This is a genomic window from Paenibacillus sp. JT31N17, assembly GCF_056269255.1.
Window position 1 is genome coordinate 16,862 of the sequence record NZ_JBWDNP010000006.1, and the last position, 20,132, is coordinate 36,993.

At 48.5% G+C, this 20,132-nt stretch carries 14 protein-coding genes and 1 pseudogene; all 15 read right to left on the reverse strand.

The annotated features are described in order from the left end of the window. Positions 1 to 330 precede the first annotated feature (330 nt). Complete coding sequence (locus AC0YOB_RS20035; protein ID WP_475794248.1) at positions 331 to 1,674, reverse strand: esterase/lipase family protein; 1,344 nt, start codon at positions 1,672 to 1,674, stop codon at positions 331 to 333. Positions 1,675 to 1,842: 168 nt separating this feature from the next. Then, positions 1,843 to 2,382, reverse strand: a complete 540-nt coding sequence (locus tag AC0YOB_RS20040) for a cupin domain-containing protein (RefSeq protein WP_475794249.1) — start codon at positions 2,380 to 2,382, stop codon at positions 1,843 to 1,845. A 506-nt stretch (positions 2,383 to 2,888) separates the two neighbouring features. After that, a pseudogene (locus tag AC0YOB_RS20045) lies at positions 2,889 to 3,017 on the reverse strand (group II intron reverse transcriptase/maturase); the annotation flags it as partial. 30 nt (positions 3,018 to 3,047) lie between these two features. Next, positions 3,048 to 5,018 (reverse strand): 5'-nucleotidase C-terminal domain-containing protein, encoded by a 1,971-nt coding sequence (locus tag AC0YOB_RS20050; RefSeq protein ID WP_475794250.1) that lies wholly within the window; start codon positions 5,016 to 5,018, stop codon positions 3,048 to 3,050. An 838-nt stretch (positions 5,019 to 5,856) separates the two neighbouring features. Next, positions 5,857 to 6,768 (reverse strand): phytanoyl-CoA dioxygenase family protein, encoded by a 912-nt coding sequence (locus AC0YOB_RS20055; RefSeq protein WP_475794251.1) that lies wholly within the window; start codon positions 6,766 to 6,768, stop codon positions 5,857 to 5,859. Positions 6,769 to 6,849: 81 nt separating this feature from the next. Further along, complete coding sequence (locus tag AC0YOB_RS20060) at positions 6,850 to 8,448, reverse strand: ABC transporter substrate-binding protein (RefSeq protein ID WP_475794252.1); 1,599 nt, start codon at positions 8,446 to 8,448, stop codon at positions 6,850 to 6,852. A 67-nt stretch (positions 8,449 to 8,515) separates the two neighbouring features. After that, positions 8,516 to 9,469, reverse strand: coding sequence for a carbohydrate ABC transporter permease (locus tag AC0YOB_RS20065; protein WP_475794253.1), 954 nt, complete (start codon positions 9,467 to 9,469; stop codon positions 8,516 to 8,518). 13 nt (positions 9,470 to 9,482) lie between these two features. Further along, positions 9,483 to 10,424, reverse strand: a complete 942-nt coding sequence (locus AC0YOB_RS20070) for an ABC transporter permease (RefSeq protein WP_475794254.1) — start codon at positions 10,422 to 10,424, stop codon at positions 9,483 to 9,485. A gap of 225 nt (positions 10,425 to 10,649) precedes the next feature. Next, entirely contained in the window at positions 10,650 to 12,275 is a 1,626-nt protein-coding gene (locus tag AC0YOB_RS20075) for a response regulator transcription factor (RefSeq protein WP_475794255.1), read from the reverse strand. Next, positions 12,268 to 14,061, reverse strand: a complete 1,794-nt coding sequence (locus AC0YOB_RS20080) for a sensor histidine kinase (protein WP_475794256.1) — start codon at positions 14,059 to 14,061, stop codon at positions 12,268 to 12,270. Before AC0YOB_RS20080 ends, AC0YOB_RS20075 begins: the two co-directional genes overlap by 8 nt. A gap of 264 nt (positions 14,062 to 14,325) precedes the next feature. After that, complete coding sequence (locus AC0YOB_RS20085; protein ID WP_475794257.1) at positions 14,326 to 16,257, reverse strand: copper amine oxidase N-terminal domain-containing protein; 1,932 nt, start codon at positions 16,255 to 16,257, stop codon at positions 14,326 to 14,328. Between the two features lie 193 nt (positions 16,258 to 16,450). Continuing rightward, entirely contained in the window at positions 16,451 to 18,295 is a 1,845-nt protein-coding gene (locus tag AC0YOB_RS20090; protein ID WP_475794258.1) for a Calx-beta domain-containing protein, read from the reverse strand. A gap of 205 nt (positions 18,296 to 18,500) precedes the next feature. Continuing rightward, the gene (locus AC0YOB_RS20095) at positions 18,501 to 18,683 is read right to left on the reverse strand and encodes a Calx-beta domain-containing protein (protein WP_475794259.1); all 183 of its coding nucleotides are present in this window, start codon (positions 18,681 to 18,683) and stop codon (positions 18,501 to 18,503) included. Beyond that, positions 18,680 to 18,955, reverse strand: a complete 276-nt coding sequence (locus AC0YOB_RS20100; RefSeq protein ID WP_475794260.1) for a hypothetical protein — start codon at positions 18,953 to 18,955, stop codon at positions 18,680 to 18,682. The genes AC0YOB_RS20095 and AC0YOB_RS20100 overlap by 4 nt, the downstream gene beginning before the upstream one ends. 308 nt (positions 18,956 to 19,263) lie before the next feature. Then, positions 19,264 to 20,124, reverse strand: a complete 861-nt coding sequence (locus AC0YOB_RS20105) for an oxidoreductase (protein ID WP_475794261.1) — start codon at positions 20,122 to 20,124, stop codon at positions 19,264 to 19,266. Positions 20,125 to 20,132 lie beyond the last annotated feature (8 nt).

The window sequence follows — 20,132 nt, forward strand, 5'->3', positions numbered from 1 at the left end:
ACCAGGGGATTCGTGGATTCGTGTTGCTGGGTTGATAATGTCCCACTTGGGATCGGCGGCGGCAACTTTGACCACCTTATTAACCAGTACCTTGAAAGGCGCCGTCCTATGGCCTTCCTTTTCCGTTCTCTCTCGTGTTGTCGGGAATGAGATCAAGTTCTTGTTAAAATAGGGAAAAGGATTAAGTACTTGTCATTGGCATTTAACAAGAACATGATCCCATAAAACAAAAATACCGCGATTTCCACGGTATTTAATGAGTCATGTTATTATCACCCGACAATCACGTGCGAGACTGTCGGAGTTATTCCTCCGTCGACTCAGTGGATTTCATTCGAACCAACACACTTTGTTTGGTCCAGTAAGCGGAAGCGGTTCTCGATTAAGCCGTATTTCTACGAGTGTAGTTGTGTACGGATGGAAAAAATTCACTCTGCTATCTTTTAGCAAACTGGATAGTTTCAGAGAAGCTTGCCAATTACCATCTTCATCAATTGTATCGGGGATCGCGGATGCTCCTCCGGCATATCCACGGTAGGTAACCATGGCAGTTCCAGAAGATGCAATGATTCGCAGTTGGAGACTCTTTAGGGTTTCAACCTTTAATTCACTCAGATTGACATGAAAGCTCCGGAGGCTGGGGTCATTGCTATAAATATGTACGTCCATGTCAAACGCCTGAAGTTCCTGTTCTTCTTCATTTTCGCGACTACCTTCAAGCCGGATGTAATAGTCATTGATCGGATCGCCTCGCTCATCAACAGCACGGATCACAAATTGCTGCCATTTCTCAAGATTAGCCAGCATCCTTCCGGTTCGGCTTGTAGTATAGCCATACCATTCGTTTAGTGCTTGCTCGCTCTCTACCTCAAGTGCCCGATGAACGAAATCGACTAGCTCGTCCGACGGTTCACTCATGATCGTTCCATGGTCAATTCCCTGGATGGGAATCAACGGAATGTCAACATTGCTCCAATTCGAGAATAAAATCCTATCATTCTCCTCACCGCTCCTTGTTAGATCCAGGGTGATCTTCCGCGTATTTAACGCGCAGCCCGCCCATCTGACTGTACCGTCTGTACCTGGCTCACTAACCAGCTTCTTTATGCCATGGTATCCTTCTGTTCCACAGAAAATAAAGACATACGGCGTATTGTTATTGGGGCCGTAAAAAGGTTTGTTTCCAAGCAAGTCTTTCTCCGCCAATTCCCACGAAAAACGGCTACCGAGCTCAAGGCTGTCCAAGATGCGGTTCCCTGCCTCCAGGAAGTCTGGCCCCAGTTCCTTTCGGCCAACAAAAATACCTCCCAACCAACTGCGACCCTTGTGGGCAAGAGGAGACCCGAAGCTCGCTGGGGCTAAACCGATAAGGTGTTTTAAACGATCCCTCCGTTTGACAAATGCCGTAAGCCATGATCGGATGACCAACATCCCAGTCGAATGAACGATTGCATCGAACTCTTCATCGCCATTTAACCCAATTTGTTCACGGAGTGCTCGATCAAATCCTTCAGCAATGTCGGGAATCGACACCTCGTTAGTTAGAGTCTCGTAGGTGATCACATGAATGGTTTGCTTATCATATCCTCGGCTGTAAAGCTTGTTAACCCAGGTTTCAAAGGAGTTGCCTTTACTTGAGTAACCGTGAATTAAGACAACTGGTCGTTTTTTCATAAACGGTCTCCATTTTAATAGAATCTATACCTGTATGATCGGCACTGACTAATTTTTAATATTAATTTAATCTAACCGAAGCAAGTTCGGGGAAGATGTGACTAAGGAACTCTTGTTACCATTGTTCGATACACACCGGTCACTGTGAACGCGCATCCAATCCGCTTTTTACTCATAGGTCTTCTTATAACCAAGTAAGCCGGCGACCGGAGCAAGCGCTGTGAACACGGCTTTTTGAACCGGCCAAGGTGGATCTACAATTCGAATTTCATTTTGGTAATATAGCATCGGACGTGACATGCGTAGCAAGCTAGGTGTTCCTTTCTTATTGAGCTTGCCGTTTCTTGCAAGTGCGAAATAGCATTTGAAAAATCCGTCAATTTCTAAAGCAGGATAAAATCGTTGAATCGTGTGCGCTTCTTCGGAACCCTCATTCCAAAAATAATGCGGCACCCCTGCGGGAATGTCCAGCTTGTCACCGGCTTCTAAAATACGAGTCTTGCCGTCAATATAAAAATGAATTTTACCGGAAATCACTTCACACGAACTTTTTTGTTTGGGATGGATATGCTCGGGTTCTCTTTCCATTGTCGGTGGGTTAAAGCTTTCAATCTCCAGCAAAGTCCCGTTCGTGTCCTCCCCTGTCTTGCGGAAAATCATTCTTTGTCCGCTACGGGGATTCGTAATGGAATGACCTGAAAATGTCATTAGCAGCCTCCTCCTTGTACCAGGAAAGTGAAAGCGGAATTCGTCCTCTATGTTTTATACTACTTGCTTTGAGCATGGAATGCTATTGAAGCAAATGTCGAAAAAGGTTAAGTATTCGTTTAGCCCGTATTGATGATGACATCAATATCAACATATCCAACAGCAGCGTCTGCTTTTGGAGGCCGACCAGGTAATGCTATAACGCAAACAAGAACATATTTGAATTGAAAACGGGACAGCTGCAGTTATGCAACTGACCCATGTTTGATTCATTTCAGTGACACCTTCTTTTCTAGAGCATTCATCTTACTTGGCTACAGAATGCTGTTCCGTTGGGTTGAATCCTTCTGTTTGGTATTTTGACATGGGCGAGCCTGTTGGTGAATGGGTCGCCTATGTCAGTCAAGGCAATAAACTCAAAACTACTTGCTGGGCCATGATCACGTTTCGATTTTTTCGGGTGAAAGATCATATAAGCTGCCGTGCATGTGCCGCTCGTTGTAAAACAACAAAACATTGGCCAGAAAAGGACTTAACGGACCTCCTTGCGGAGTTCCTGCTCTTGTATCCTGCTCCATTGCGTTTACCATAGCCCCGGCATGGAGATACGCTCGAATAAATTTAAGGACACGCTTCCCGTAATGCCCTTTAACCCTGGGCTTATTTTATTCAATCAACCTCCATAGCAGATAGGCAGCTTCCGCACGCGTGAAGCCTTCCTTTGGCTCAAACAAATTTTGCAACCTTCCTGTCACAAGACCTTCTTTGGCCAAACCGGCGACCGCAGCTTTAGCCCATTCCGATATCCGGTCGTTGTCAGCAAAATCCGTCGTTTCCGTTTTGGCAACCGATTGGCCCTTGGCTTCCAACACCCATTTCATGATAACAGCCATTTCTTCCCGAGTCAGAGGCGATTCCGAATTCAGACCCTTCAAGCCGTCTTGACTCCATGCCGCTGTGCAATCCATCGAAAATGCTTTATTCAGAAGATCGGCAAACTCCGTTTGAGACAAGATTTCACTGGGTGCGAAACGACCTGCGGCTGTACCTTCCATGATCCCTTTGCCGGTTAGTCCGTAAACTCCTTCTTGTGCCCAGTGACCATACGTAACGTCTGCGAACCCGTTTAGCTGGATCCGATTGTCGGTTTCGATGTTAATCTTGCCAAGCTTTTCCGCATAAGCGATAAGCAGTTCCGCATCAGTCAAAGCTTCATTTGCGGCTACGATACTTTTAGCTTTCCCAAACATAGTGTAATTGTCGCCGCCCGTGAACATATAGTTGGACAATGCAAGCTTGTATCGGGCATCTTTGATTACGGGCAAACCGTTAACCTCTGCCTTATCAATCCGCTGTCCCACAGGCTTATCGGAACTATACGAATACGATATGCCAGAGACTTGCAGGAAGCCGCCTGCTAATTGTTCCGTTGCTGAAACGCCATTCTCAAGGGCGGCGAGCAGCATTTCCCCGCTTACCTCCGCCACGACGATTTTGTTGCCGAAGGGCAAGATGGATTTGGCATCCTTTAAAGTAAAATCCCCTTTTTGGGCGCTTGCGCGGATGCCGCCGCCGTTTGCGAATGCGATGTCGGTTTTATAGTAATCCTTGTAGGCGTCCGCGATCAAATCGCCGATGGCAGTCTCCTGGAAACGGGATTCATGGTTGTCCCCATAGGACAGATCAGTTTCCGATACGGCAATCGTTTTCCCTAATTCCTGATCCAGCCGGGATTGATACTTTCCAGCCATTTCCGCCAAAGGCGCATCGTCTTTGACGGTTTCGTCCGCCTTCATTATCTCGTGCGCCAGCTTCACTTGTCCTTTGGAGTCCTTGGTAATGTCCAATCGAATTACTGACCCCATGTTCCCCTGGGGAGAGAAAATGAACCTTTTCCCGCCGTCGACATCGTAGACGAACGATTTCTCTTCTGCTTCTTCCTCGGTAAAAACGACCCTGATGTCGGGAATGGCTTGAAGCAAGGATTTATCATCGATAACCGGTTCCTGGGTCAGCGCAATGATGAGATCGGGTTTCGCCACCTGTTTTATCATCCCAACCGCTTTTTTGGCCGACTCGATAACGCTTAGCTGCCTGACATTCTCGACCTGGGTCGTCGTATCCATCGCGCTGGTCAAACCTATGACACCTATTCGAATGCCCTGCCTGTCAAATACTTTATACTCCGGTACTTGGCCAAAAGGCTTCCCGTCCTTGCCAACAAGATTGGACGAAATCCAAGTGAAACGGGAAGCCTTCATTAATTCGAGCGCATTCGCCGTTCCTGCATCAAAATCATGCTGGCCGAAATTCGCCAGATCAATCGGAATCGCATTAAAGGCTTCAACCATAGGAAAACCTTTGAATACTCCGCCGAAAAGAGTACCGCCGCCCAGGTCTCCTCCGAATGCAACGATTTTATCGTTTTTGACGTTATCGACCAGTGTCTTGATCCGGGCAACTCCGCCCCGGTCTCCAAAATCATCTGACACGGGGCTGATTTCATGTCCGTCATTAAAATACAAAAAAGAAACGGTATCCATTGTTTTCGATTCCGCCCGAACCGGTATATCCCAACCAAATGGAACGGTAACAATTAACAGTAATAATATAAAATGAATAATACGTTTTGACATGTTCGCTCAATCCCCTTCTTATGAAGCCGAAGAATGCAGGCTTTTTCCATTATTATAAGTTAACAGCTAAGTGAAAATATCGTGCCAGAAGTCTTCAGCACCCTTCCTGCATACCGGTAATGAGCGGATCTTCAGTCACGATGGCTGCAGCCGCCCTCATGAACCGGTTCTGCCAATAATCGGTGCCATCCTACGCGATGGCCACGACGATTTTCGCCGCGTTGAGTGCCTTCTCCGATACCTTTTAAAGTAGCTCCAGCTGCGTGGAATCAATCTCCTGAAGGAAAGCATGACCTATAATGATTATCTTGTCACATTAATTCCCTCCTGGTATTTCTTACGGTTTAATGGTTTTAAAGCGCTTTCGTATCCGGATGCTTCTCCCCGCAAGAGATTCCGGACGTTTTGACTGAACACGCTTGAAACCGTATTCAAGAAACTCTCCCGTTCTAGCCTCATCTCGCTTGTTATCAAGTCTCCTCCTCCTATCGTATTGATAATGACTTGTGGATTAATATCTGACAAAATCATATTAAACCGGTTCTATAAGCGTGATGTTTCTGATTTATTAAGTTAATTTGAATATTCCTTCATTTCCCGTACCAGTTTTTTTGCCATTTAGTGAAACCGGTTTAATATCGGATTAATAGTTTTCCCCATAATGACGGCCTCTGATGAAGCTGAAGATCGCGATGCTGCGATTTTGACAATCATACAATAGGATAGGGAAACCTTAATCTTCGATTTTAATCTCCGGAAATAACAAAAGAGAAAATGACGCGCTGCAAATGGAGCATTGTAATAAAAAAACACCCGCGAGGGTGCTTTTTTACGATGGTTATCGGTTGAGGGCCCGTTTGACGCTGATTTCCAAAGGTGAATAGTCCGAGCCATCGCTTCGTTCGAACTTCATCCGCTCTTTCAACGGAGTCGTCCGATTGCACATGAACCGGGTAATGCCGCTATGATTTTGCGAAGGGGTGTGATACAGGAACGGATGGCATAAAATAACGTCGCCCGGCGATGCAATCGTTTCAATGACCTTCAGACGGGTACCGTGCTCGTCGATGTATGCATGGTCCATGAACTTGCCAATCCGGTCCTCCCCCGGCAGGAACGCATCGCAGGCCTGACCCGTCAATGCGGCAAGCCAGGGATGCTGAAGGCTGCACTCGTCGATTCCCTCTTGCGACTCGACCCCCTCCGTCTTGCTTGCCAAATAACGGGCCACGACCTGATGCGATCCTTCCGCTACCAAGGTCCCGCCGCCGTGCTTCCCAATCTCGGAAAATATGCATAAACAGAGCAGTCCCTGCTCCGATGCGTCGACGTAATGGCGAAAATGCGCTCCGTCCCAGTGCCAGCCTGCCGCAGGCACATCCCATTCTTTGTCTCCTCCAAGCCGGAAGTTGACCGGCCACCAGCCCCACGTTGGGTAATTCCGGTTCGGGTCGCTGTTCCAAAGCACTTTCTCCGTCCATCGGCCAACGCCGATCAAGTCTTCGATAGCCCCGCCCAGCCGCTGCGAATTGCATCTGTCGAACGACGGGCTGCGGAACGATTCCTGCACAAAGAGGATCGGCTTATCCCATGTTGCCGGATCACCCCGATCGATGCCATACCTTATTAACTGCTCCCATAAGAAATCCTGCGATTCGAGCGCCAGCGCAGTGGGGAATGCCTCCTCCACTTTGACCCAGCCAAGCTCTATAAACTGTTCGATTTGTGAGTCCATCAGTACTTTGTTCATGGGTTTCAGTCTCCCTGTTGTCCCGGATTTAAGAAGGGCTAACACAATTTGCACGTTAGCCCGGCCGCTATTCCATCCAATTTACTTGGATGCCTTCCACTCGTCCAACTGCTTTTGCACTTCCGCGTAAACTTTATCCATGCCGATCGATTTCATTTTTTCCAGGAATTTGGGAAGCACTTCCTCCGGATCAACCGTGCCGGTATGCAGACCAGGCGTGAATTCTTTCACGGCATTCTGGAATGCGGAAATTTCGTTTTTCACCGGTTCGATGTTGAAATTGAAGCCCAGCAGCTTGGATTCTACCGCCTCGCCGTTGAACTTCTCGAATTCATTCCACTTTTCCGGATTTTCGTTGTCGAACAGATAATCGTTGAATTGATTTCCGAACATGAAAGGCGTACCCGGGTTATATCCCGACGTGGTTCCGTCTATTCCTTCCGGGTAGGAAATGATGTTGTCTGATTTTTTGACATAATGCTTGCCCTCGATCCCGAATGAGAGCAAATTGACCAGGTATTTGTCGGTATAGAGCAGGTTCAGGAACATCATGGCCCTCTCCGGATCCTTCGACGTAGCGGAGATCGACATCATGGAACCGAGCGCGTCTCCGGTTGAAATAATTGGCTGCGTGAGCTCGACCTGAACCATCGGAACGCCGTGGGAATTGGTCTTCTCCGCATCCTTGCCGGGCTTGAGCTGATCCGTAAAGGCAAACCATTGGCCGGCTTTGATTGCGCCGTCGAAATCCTGAAGCGTAGCTGCGTCTTTGTTAATATAGCCTGCCTGATACCATTTGCGCATCAATTCAAGCGATTCTTTATAACGGGGATCCGCGTAAATATTAAATACCTTCAGCTCATCCCCTGACGCTTCACGGTCGATCGCAGCGCCGCCATCCGTCATGTTCAGCACTAATTCGGCTTCGTTGCCGAACGCGAGCGTATTATCGATAGGATTGACGCTTTTGTTCATTAAATAGGGCGTAATACCCGGCTCGTTCTTTTTGATGATGTCCAGATACGGCTCCAGGTCGGTCAAGGTCTTGATGGTGCTGATATCGATTTTATATTTCTCGACAAGCGCCTTGTTCAGGAGCAGGCCGCGTTGGGACGCGATTTCTTTATTAACGGGCAGCCCATAGTTTTTCCCGTCGTACAAGCCGCCCTTGAGCAGGGCCGGATTAAGAATGGCTTTGGCGTCCTGGCCGTACTTTTCAATCAAATCGTTAATCGGCAGGTACGAGCCTTTCTCGACTCTCGAGAAGTAGTTATCCCATGAGGCTGCCCAGTTAATATCGAAGGCTTCGTTCGACGCGAACTTCAGGTTCATTTTGTCCGGCCAGCTGCCCCAGTCGACAATGGTCATTTCCAGCTTCGCATTGATTTTATCCTTCAAATATTTGCTGGCTTCCTCGTTGATGAGCGCGATATCTTTTTGTGGTACGCCCGGCACGAACATTTTGATCGTATACTCCGGCAAATCCGCTGCTGCAGGAGCGTTTGCCGCATCGGTGCCATTGGCTGCATTTGCCGCAGCCGGCTCGGTCCCGCTTCCGTTAGAATCGTCCGCAGGCGGCGCCGTGTTGTTGGCATTGTTTCCGCCGCACCCGGAGAGAACCAAAACGGTCATAATCATTAATGCGAAAGCGGTAAGCCTGACCCTCTTCAAAGCGTTCATGTTTCATCCTCCTAGTAGATGTTATTTATGCTCACCGGCAAAGCCGGATACAGCCGATCATTAACAGTTATCCCTTGACCGCCCCGATTGTCAGCCCTTTGACGAAATACTTCTGGAATATCGGATAGGCCAGTACGATCGGTCCCATACCAATGATCGCCATCGCCATACGCACCGTTTCACCAGGGAGCTTGGCGATGGCTCCGCCCGCATTGCCGGTATTCGCTGCGTTCGAAACCAGGAACTGCAGGTTCATCATCGTTTTATACATCAGGTACTGCAGGCTGACCAGTTTATCCTGCTGGATGAATACCAGGGAATTAAACCAGTCGTTCCAATAGCCGATCGTATAAAACAGCGCAATCGTCGCCATTACGGGCGTGGAAAGCGGCAATATGATACGGAAGAAAATCCGCAGCTCCCCCGCCCCGTCTATGCCGGCCGATTCGATGATCGACGGGTGGATGGAGGTCTGGAAGAATGTCCTCATGATGATCACGTAGAAAGCATTGAACAGCAGACCGGGAATGATCAGCGCCCATATCGTGTCTCTCATATCGAGCCAGTTCGTGAACACGATGTACCAGGGAACGAGCCCCCCTCCGAAGATCATCGTAAAGAAGAGGAAAAAAGAGAAGAATGTGCGGAAATCGAAATCCTGTCTGGAGATCGGGTAGGCGAACAACGCCGTCATAAGTAATCCAAGTGTCGTCCCGATTACCGTGACAAGGATAGACAGTCCATAGGCATGCATAATTTGCGTTGCATCGTTCAGCAGATAAGAATAGGCGTCCAGGCTGAACTGCCTCGGAATAATGTTGTAGCCGTGAAGCGTCACCTGCTTCTGATCAGAGAACGAAACGGCCAACACCACAAGAATGGGAAACAGGCATAATACGGTATAGACCCAGAACAGGATGTTCAACACCACATTCGTTACCGGAGAAATCGCGTTTATCTCATTTGACTTTACATGTTGTTCCACATTCAAGGCGGTCTGCTGCTGCATCGTCGTTTTCATCTCAAACCCCCTCCTAAAACAGTGCGTTTTCTTTATTGATTTTGCGGACGATCCAGTTGGATGAAAGTACGAGAACGAAGCCGACGACAGCCTGATAGACGCCGGCAGCCGATGACATGCCGAGATCGCCGATTCGGAGCAGCGCCCGGTATACATAGGTGTCGATGGTCTGGGTTACCGGATATAAAGCGCCAGCATCCAGCGGAACCTGGAAGAACAAGCCGAAATCCGAGTTGAATATTTTGCCGACGGCGAGCAGTGTCATGATTGTTATCACCGGCATGATCAGCGGAAACGTAATGCGCCTGGTCTGCTGCCATTTGGAAGCGCCGTCAATTAACGCAGCCTCATAATACTCGTTGTCGATGCCGATGATGGCTGCCAAATAAATAACGCTCAGATAACCGATGTTTTTCCACAAGTTCACAAGCGGTAAAATATAGGTCCAGTATTTGGGCTCGGCATACCAGGCAATCGGTGATAATCCGAGCGGTTCCAATACATTTTTGTTGATATAACCGAATTCCTGGCTTAACAGCGATAATCCGAGATATCCGACGATAATCATGGAGAGAAAGTAAGGCAGGAACATGACGCTTTGATAAAATTTGGCCATGATCCGGTTGCGGAGCTCATTCAGGCCAATTGCGACGGCTACGGCAACGATGGTGTTGAGGACAATGAATACCGCATTGTACAGCACCGTGTTTCTGGTAATGACCCAGGCGTCCGGAGTTTTGAACAAGTACTCGAAATTCGCGAATCCGTTCCATTCGCTGCCGAGGATGCCTTTCTGATAGTCAAAATCCTTGAAAGCGATTATAGTTCCAAACATGGGCAAATAGTTGTTCAGCAGCAAATATAGCGTTCCGGGCAGCAGCAGCAATAGCAGCATCTTGTTCTTGCTGAGCTTCTTCAGGAACGATTGCCGCCGGACCGCCGCTTTTTTCTGCATGCAGGTTCATCCTTTCCTTGTCTCGATTAAGAAGTCTGTCAGCTTATTATAGGTTACTGTCTGCACCCGAAAAATAGCGTATTGTGACCGAAGTAACGTTTTTATGATTTCTATGGCACAAGAAGAAACGGAGGTCGCCATCCTCTGGCGGTATAGATGCTACAGGGCAAAAAAAAGAGACCGCCCTCCACCCTTAGGAAGTGGAGACGGTCCCCCCGCGTGCGACTACCCGATCGCCTGATACCGTTTGCGGAAATCCTGCGGCGTAATCCCGACCTGCTTCTTGAATGTCTTCGCAAAATGGGACAAATTCTCGTAGCCCAAACTATCGCAGATATCGCTGACTTTCATATTGGATTTGGTCAGCATCTGCTTCGCCCGGTTCATCTTCATCGAAATGATATAATCCATTAACGACATTCCGGTCTCCCGCTTATACAGCCTGGACAAGTAGGCGGAATTCAAATAAACCGCTGAAGCGAGTTCTTCCCTTGTAACGCTTTGAAGATTGCTTTCCACATATGCATTTACTTTCTCGACAAGCGCCGAGCTCTCCGTCCTGTTCTTATCGAAGTATTCGGCCGTCGACTGGATCAGCTTGCGCGTCCATGCCAAGAACTGGGTCACCGAACGCGTTGCCGCTGCGGCTTCCGTCCATTTGGAATTCCCGAGAAGCTGCTTGACTGATCCGCCCTTATGATGAACCGTCTGATAAACGAATCCCAGCAGTGTATGATACAAGGCATCCAACGTTTCCGAACTCATGCCGGACGCCGCATCGCCTCTGAACAATTCCTCGATTTGACGGATGACCGCTTCCGTTCTTCCCGCTTCGAGATGAAGCGTCCACTCCGCTGGATCGAACGCGAACGAGGTCATCTTGCGCGGAAGGGGAGCATCCGCACCGTCATTAACCTTCAAGAACAGGACTTGGCCGGTATTGACGATATTGCTTTGTTCCAATTCGATCAGCCGGTGATAGACGGGACTGATATCCGGAATCGGTACGGCTTCCCCGATGTAGCAGGACAGACTGCAGTAAAAATAACGGGAACAGGCTCTTATATAACGCTGACAGGCTTCTTTGAGTTCATCCTGGGAATACGCCTTGGGATCCGGCCAGTATAACAAAGCAAACAAAATGCCGTTGCGGTCCTCGATCACGTCTCCTTCCACTTCCCGGGGCCGGAGCAGCTCGGACGCGGCGTTGCGGAGCGCGTATATCAATATTTCTTCATCGCGCTCGGTAAATTCCCGGTCCCAATGCTCTACGCTGAGCAGAATCGGCATGACATACCGGTCCTTGCCTATTTTTACCTGATACTTGTTCGTGATCTCGTCCCACTGCTCGGGATACGGATGGATGCGCTTGGACAAGAGATCCTGCCAAAACAGCTCCTTAAGCAGCGGTTTCTGGGATTCCTGAAGCTTGGCGTACGTCTTGTACATCTCTTCGAAACGTTTTGCCTCCTTGTTGTTCTCCACCTCTGTCAAAGCCCGCTCCACAATAGTCCGGAACTGCTCGTAACGAATCGGCTTCAGCACATAATCGAATCCCGAGAGCTGAACGACCTGCCGGGCGTAATGGAAATCCGCGTGCGCCGTAAGCATAATCGTCACTGTAGCCGGAGAATGTTCGTTCGCCCACTCAAGCAGTTCTACCCCGCTGCTGCCGGGCATTTCAATATCGCAAATCATGACGTCAATGGGGTGCTGCAGCAGGAAGCCTTTGGCTTCTTCCGCATCGTACGCGCAATACACGTCGGAGAACCCCAGCGACTCCCAGTCAATACCGACTTGAACGGCTTGTACAGCATAGATTTCATCGTCTACGATAAGCAGCCTATACATCTGTTTGGTTACCCTCCTTGCTTGCGTCAAATGGGATCCTTAGGGTTACTTCCGCGCCTCCGGTCAGCTCGCCGCCGTTATTCGCAGGTGTACGATTCTGAAATCGGATGCTTACCGACCTGCCGTATTTGTGCTTGAACCGGTGCTGAACGTTGAGAATACCGAGGCTGCCGCTATTTGCGGTTTCGGTTGTCAGGCCGCTGTTTAAACGCTCCAACGTTTCCGCTGAAAACCCGATGCCGTTGTCGGCAATGACGATTTCCATGACCCGGGGGTTCTCAGAACAAGAGCGCGCTTCTACCGTAATATGAAAAACATGCCTCCCTGTTTTCATTCCATGCACTACCGCATTCTCAACGAAGGGTTGAATCATAAGCGGCAGCACGCTCTGATTTTTGTACCCGCGGGGCACCGTCATCTCGAAAGTCAGCTTTTGGGGAAAGCGCAACCGCTGAATCTCCAGATAGTTACGGATATGATCCGTCTCTTCCTCCAACGTGATATATTCCCTGTTAGCCCGGGTAATGAACCGGAAAAAATCGGTCAGGTGATGGGCCATTTCCATAACCAGATCATTATGTCCAAGCTTCGATAAGCTGTGTATGATATTCAGCGAGTTAAGGTAAAAGTGCGGGTTAATCTGCGACTGCAAATGCCTGAATTCCGCCTCCTGCGTTTTGAGCATTTCTTCGTATACGTTAATCTTCAGCGACCGGATCTGGTAAACCATCCGGTTAAATGTTTCATTCAGAAATTTGAACTCCTGGGTAGCCCCTTCGCTTAAGCGAATGGAGAAATCGCCCTGCGCCGTTCTCCGCATGCCGCGGATCAAGGAATTCATCGGCTTGTGCAGCACCTGCTTGAGGACGATCCAGAAAATAATAAGCAGGAGGACAAGACCGATCGGGATCAGGACGAGTCCGCGCTGAAAATAAGGCAGCTTCTGGAGGAGATCCGTATCCGGTATCGTAACGGCGAGCATTACGGGTGCCTGCATCACCGGAAAACCAACCAAAATATAATCTTTGCCGTTGGCCGGATTTTTCATGATTTGATAGGGCTCGGTTTTGACCGACAGCTTCCGCACCATGTCCTGAAGACTGGTATTATCCCACGTCGTATCCGTCAGCGACACCGCATTATTGGAAATGAGCATCGCTTGTCCCGTAGGCCCGAGATCCAGTGAGCGCAAATCCTTCATCAAATTCTCGACAGGAATGAGCGCGCCGACATAAACGTTCGGTTCAATCTGGATCTGCTCGGTCCGCACCAAATAATAACGCTGCGCATCTTCAACGATTTGCCAGGTATGGCTGTTGCTGAGCGATCCATTATGAATAAACCGGGTAAGCATTTCGTTCATCTTCTGGGAGCTGGCATAATCGACCTGCGATGCGATCAATTCGTTATATTTCTCCGTATACGTGAAAAACGTATCCACGACCACATAAGAATTCGAGGTAATTTCATCCTGGAAGCTGTTATAGATGCGTTGCTTGGCAAAAAAATAATTGCTGCTTCCCTCCGGATAAATGGAAAGTCCGATCAAATCCGAGTAATAGTTTTTGCTGGATACGAGCCGCAGCAAATAATTGCCGACCTTCTCGAGGCTGTTATCGATCTGATTCACATGAATGGAAAGAAAATTGGTCGTAGACTGCGAGACTTCGTCCCGGACAACATTCATCGCATACAGATTAAGCATGAACAAAGCGACGGCCAGGGGAACGATAACGGCGATAAAACCAGCCAATAGTCTAAAACGCAACGTTTTCGTGAACGTCATGGAATGGCACCTTTCACTGGGGGATTCAAATGTACGCGCTTTCTACATAATATAGCAGGAGATTTGATTCCAGTCAGCAATTATTCCGAACCATAGAATCCGTTCATACCCTTTCCATGAAATTCATTAGGTTTATCTTAAAATTTAAACGGCTTTATTTCAATCCTTATCTCTATTTTGATCGTTGTCATCATCCTGTTCGCAAAAAAAAACAGGTGATCATCTTCTTATCAGGAAGACGGATCACCGGAGTCGTTGCTGCAATTAGCCTGTATAAATTCCCGATACTTTGCCATTGGTGAACGTTACGTAATTGAAGCCTGAATAGCCCCATGTTTCAACCGTTATTCCGCTTGAAGAGAGCGAGCTTTTGGACGACGGGCTGCCCCAGGACAGAAGCACCTGTTCCTTTGTCATGCCCATGGAGATTTTCTCCGCCTTCACGGCATTCCATACAGAGGATGACCATTTATATTTCTTGTACGGATCGTAATTTGTAAAGGAATAGCCGTCGGTCAAGGTATCCTGAACATTTGATGCCGGCATGGCGTAGGATTTCAATTCTTTGTTTGACGCTGTTTTAAACACAATTTCAAAATAGCCGTTTTTATCCGGTTCGATATCGGCGACCGTCAGCTTGACGAATCGTTCCCATCCCTGGAAGTGGTTAACCCAGTACGTTTTTCCGATAAATGCGGCCAAGCTTCCCTGTGCTTCCCGTTTCTCGATTTTCGCCGTTTCGGCCGATTGTACGGTCATTTTCGCTTTACCGAACGTAATATTCATCTCTTGCCATCCTGTATCCCACTGCAGCTTTGCTCCTAATGCATCTGCAAGAAGTCCGGCCGGAAACAAAGTCTCCCCGCCCGCCGCTAGCGGAGCTGCCTTCATCTTATAGGGTTTACCGTTGAGCAGGGCAATGGCGCTTCCGCTGGTTAGTACAATGTTTGTCTGACCGACCTTGACCGCAAATGATTTGGATGCAGCCGTATAGGAGACGGTCCCTCCCAACGCTTGGAACACCGGTTTGACGGGAAGGAATACAACGCCTTTTACCTGCTTCGCATTCTGCAAGGCGCGGCCTAAACTCGCCGATACGGTAACGGTCTTCGACACCCCGCCCGACGTTACGGTAACTTGCGTTTCTCCAACGCCCGTAACCTTAAAGGCACCGTCGCTCTCCGGCTTTAACAAATGCGGCTTCTGAACGGTTACGTTCGCTTTGCCAAGCGGCACTTTTATTTTCGCCTGATTGGAATAGAGCTCCGTGATTTCCGCTTTCACCTTGTCCCCGACATTAGGCGCAAGCTTATCAAGCGCGAATGTAAGACTTTGCACAGCAGGAGCTACTAAAGGCTTAATCGCTTCATTATTATAAATCAGCCAGCTGCCGTCGGCTTTTTTGGCATAAAACAAGGAATCGTCGTCCAGTGCGGATGTACGGGTAATATTGCTCAGTCCGCTGATTTGCTGTGTTAATTTGTACCGTTCCTGGTATTCCCCGCTCTTCCATACCGTGCCGTCTTTACGGGTCACCAGCATTGTTCCGTCATTGGCATAGGCCAGGTGAACGGCGTCCTCAGTCATCGTTTCCGGAATGACCTCCAGCGTATCTTTGTCAAGGTTATAAATATCATAAATCACTATTGTGCCGCTGCGGTCCAGCAAGGCTGTCCTGCCGTCATGCGTATCCATCATAACAATATCGGATGCAGCGGAAACCTTGCCCAGCTTCCTGCTGCCGTACAGAATATCCCCCGTCTGCGAAAGCGATGCGTAAGACGTCTCGTCTGCGACTATCAGCATGGTCCCATCAAGCTCTTTGATTCGCCCGTCATAGTTCCACACCGTGCCATCCGTCTTAAGCCATGCGCCTTCCGTTACCAGACGGACTCCGCCGTATTCTGTTTCAGGCTTGAAAATTCCGCGATTCCATGAAACGACTTTGCCGTCACGGGTCAATCCATAACCGTTAATGCCATTGCCGGCAATGGCTGCCAGGTTAAGATTGTTGTGCACATGTCCATCAGAGCCGTATGTCCATAAGGAACCATCATCCAGCAGAAGCGTATTTCCCCCGACAATATCAACAATTTTCGGCTGAGCAGCAGCGGCAGCAGCGGCGGTCTCCGCTGTCCAATTTGCCGGGACAACCAGCAAGCATAATACGAGAAAAAAACCTAATAACCGTTTCATCTTTCCAACCTCTCCTCAACTCTGAATATAATAGGTAAAATATACTAGGGTTCGATAGTATTCTATAAGATTCGCTATAATTTTACAAATATTTCTTATCCGCTTCATGTGCAGGACTCCCTTTCGCAAAAAAAACAGGCTGCCGCGGCAGCCTTGTCGGTATTAAGCCAGATTTAATTCGCTTCTCTACGGTTTAACGGGTAATTAGATGATCCTTATCAAAAATGTGTACGGCTGCCTCGTCTGTCAGGACGGTTGACGTGCCGTTGATAGAGCTCGTAAGCCTGACGGTAAAGTCTTCGTTATATTCGATGAGATGATCGTCATTGATCTTTATCGTTATTGTCTTGCTGGTCTCGCCGTCCTGGAAAACCAGCCATTTATTCTCCGCCGCCGCAAAGTCGGCTCCTGCTGCGGCGCTCCCCGAGTACGCGGTATAGCCTACGTTTGCAATTCCCTGCGTGTTGCCTGACCGGATGACCTTGAGTGCCACCAAACCGGATTCCTCTATCGTATAGTAAGTCGGGGTTTTAAACGATATGATAGGGATGGAGTCGCTCTCGGTAACGGTCACCTCCGCATTGGCCAATTCCCCCAGCACCGCTCCTTCTGATGTGCTCTGTAATGAAACGGTGAAGGTTTCGGTTCCTTCATGGATAAAGTCATCGATCAGGGGAATGTGGAGCTTCTTGCTCATTTGGTTATCCCCGAATGTCAGCCAGCCCGATATGGCGGTAAAATCAGAGCCCGACTCAGCGGAACCGCTGCTCACTGTATAGTAAACGGAAGCTTCGCCTCTGCTGCTCCCTGTACGAATGACTTCGACTACTGCCTCTCTGGACTCCTCAATCGCGTTGTAAGCGGACGATTTGAACTGCAATACCGGCTTCGCTTCGCTGCCGCCATCGCTGCTCAAAATATCGATAAAAACCTCGGCCGGATCCATCACGATATCATCAGGTCCCGATGTACCCGTTATTTTAACGCTGAACCTCTCCGTTTCTTCAGCGTCTTCATCGTCTATTATCGGGATGGTAATGGTCTGGCTATCCTCCCCGTCAGAGAGAACAACGGAGCCGCCGGGCACTTCGTAATCGATACCTCCGGCAGCTGTTTGACCGGTAACCACATAATAGACCGTCACGGATCCGGTAGGAAACTCCCTGCCTACCTGCAGCGAGACAGCTCCGTCATCTTCATTGACCTCCACATGGCTGGGGGATAAAAATCTGACCCTGTTAATGGTATCGTTATTGATAATATTGACAAGCATCAGCGGCTCCCCTAAAGCGGCTCCCCCGGTCGGATTGCTTAAGATTACACTAAAGTCCACAGTAAATCTCTCGTACTTGTTGTTATCGATAATCGGTATCTCAATTCGTTTCCATGACTCTCCATCTGCAAACACAAGAGTCCCGCTCACGCCGATGTAATCGATATTTTCCTGAGCCTCTCCGGGCGTCGTTTGATAATCAACCGCTACGGTCCCGTCTGTACCGCCCGTGCGCTGCACGATTACTGCCGCATACTCATCCTCTTCATCGATATGAATATATTGGAATTCCAGTCCCGGTTTGCTGTCAAACTTCAGCAATCCCGGTCCATGCGGAGCTTGATTGTCATCCAAAACCTCGATACGTGCTCTTGGATACAGCCCGTATTCAAGCCCCTGCCCTTCGATCCCCGCAATAGATGCCTCGATCAGGCGGTTTCCCGTTTCCTCGGCATCGTTCATGACCGGGATGGGAATGGCCTTCGACACTTCTCCTTCCGCAAACGTGTACCATTGGCTAATGCCATCTATGGCTATTTTCACGCTTCCTGTTCCATCTCCTCTTACCCGGGTGACATTCAGCGAAACGGTTCCGGCCGACTCAGGTACGGAAATAAAATCCGTTTCAAAGGATACCTCATTGAGAAGGGGTTGGGCATTTACGGTGCCTTGAATGACGGGAAGCGTGAGCGCAAATGCAAGCAATAAGGCCAACAGAACAACTAGTTTTCTTGTCGATTGGGGAATAATCCATGTTTTATCCAACTTAATTCCTCCTCGATAATGGACTGACCATTGTCTTGTTACAAGCTGCTGCTCATCCAGATTCACGGTTCTGCTTATTTAAGATGATCCTTATCGTAAATGACAACCTTTGTTGACGTTCCGGATGACAAGCTTACATAGAACTGTTCCATGTACTCCGCCAATTGAAATCCAAAATGGGAATTCGTAGTGTCTTGACTGTTTCTCAAGCCTCAAACGTAAGGTTGCCCGTCACCGGGCTGAAATCGTCATTGCCTGCCGACTGGGCTTCCGTGTAATAATGAACGGTCTCCCTCTCTTCGGTGCTGCCCTTGCGAACTACTGGAATGCTGGCCTGCCCCTCCTCCTCAATAATATTGTAGAATCCGCTCTTGAACCCGATATTCAAGGTCCAGGCAAAGCCGGACTGGTTCCTGTATAACCGACACCGTAACGAACACTTGCGCTGCTCTCAATGCCGGTTGTACGTAAAACCCTCAGCGTAACCGTTCCATCCGACTCGTTGACGCCATAATAGGGACTCTCAAAATAAAAATCTTCAGCAGCATCCCCCAAGGCATGAACATCTCGTTGAACCATCGGCACAATCAGTGAAGCAGCTAGAATGAACGCTGCGAACAGGCACGTCTTGATAGTCAGGCTTCTTGAAGTGATCTTCATTGTCTGCATCTCCTTCAGCATATAGTGAAAAATTTGAGTGTCATCATATAAAAAGAACATGCAGCTGTCCTTATATGACTGGACAAGCTGCATGTTCTAAAATTTTCATTATAATAACGTTAGATAAGCCATAATATTCAATAGAAACATTTTGTATCTAATGTAAATTTATAGGATGCCCTGTTGATCGTCAAGAGCAAAATAGACTATGCCTCAAGGCCCTATTTTTACAAAATTCTAAATATTCCCTTTGTAGGAAATGAATCTCGGGGACGACTTTATCAGAAATAATGCCCTGTTTCGATTCATTATTTGACATTGTCATGATCTGTGCCCGTGATTACCTCATGCCATTCGCCGATCTCTGTCTCAAAACGAGCTGTCTTATCGCGATAGCGCGCCAGTGAATCACTGCCCAGCGGCAGATGGACCGGCGGATTCTCCGATTCGGCTAATGTAATGAAGGCCAACGCCAATTTCTTGGGATCGCCGGGCTGCTTCTTATTTACTTCCGTAGCAAAATCCCGCATTTTGCCGACCGTATCCGCATAATCCGCAATAATATTTCCGGTCCGGCTCAAGGAAGTCGTGTCCAGGAAATCGGTACGGAAGAAGCCTGGCGCCACTATAGTTGCATGTATACCTAACGGAGCCAGCTCCAGCGCCAACGCTTCCGTAATTCCTTCGACTGCAAATTTTGTGGAACCGTATATCCCCCAGCCGATATAGCCGCTTAGTCCGCCAACCGATGAAATATTGATTACATGTCCGGAACGCTGATTGCGCATGTGTGGAAGCACAGCACGTATGACATTCAATAATCCGAAGACATTCGTTTCATAATTTTGTCTGACTTCTTCACCGGATGCTTCTTCGACTGCGGTTAACAATCCATAGCCCGCGTTGTTGACGAGAACATCGATTCTGCCAAATTTCCTGATGGTCTGTGCAGCGTTATCAATGGCCATCGCCTCGTTCGTAACATCCAATACTGTAACAAGAAGGTTTTCGTTGTTGTTGAATTGCGCTGCCAATTGTTCCGGCTTGCTCCGGACCGTGGCTGCAACTTTATCGCCTGCCTCGAGAGCCGCTTTTGCGATCTCAAATCCGAATCCTCTTGCCGCGCCTGTAATAAACCATACTTTTTGCTTTGTTTTCTTGTTTGACATGGATATTC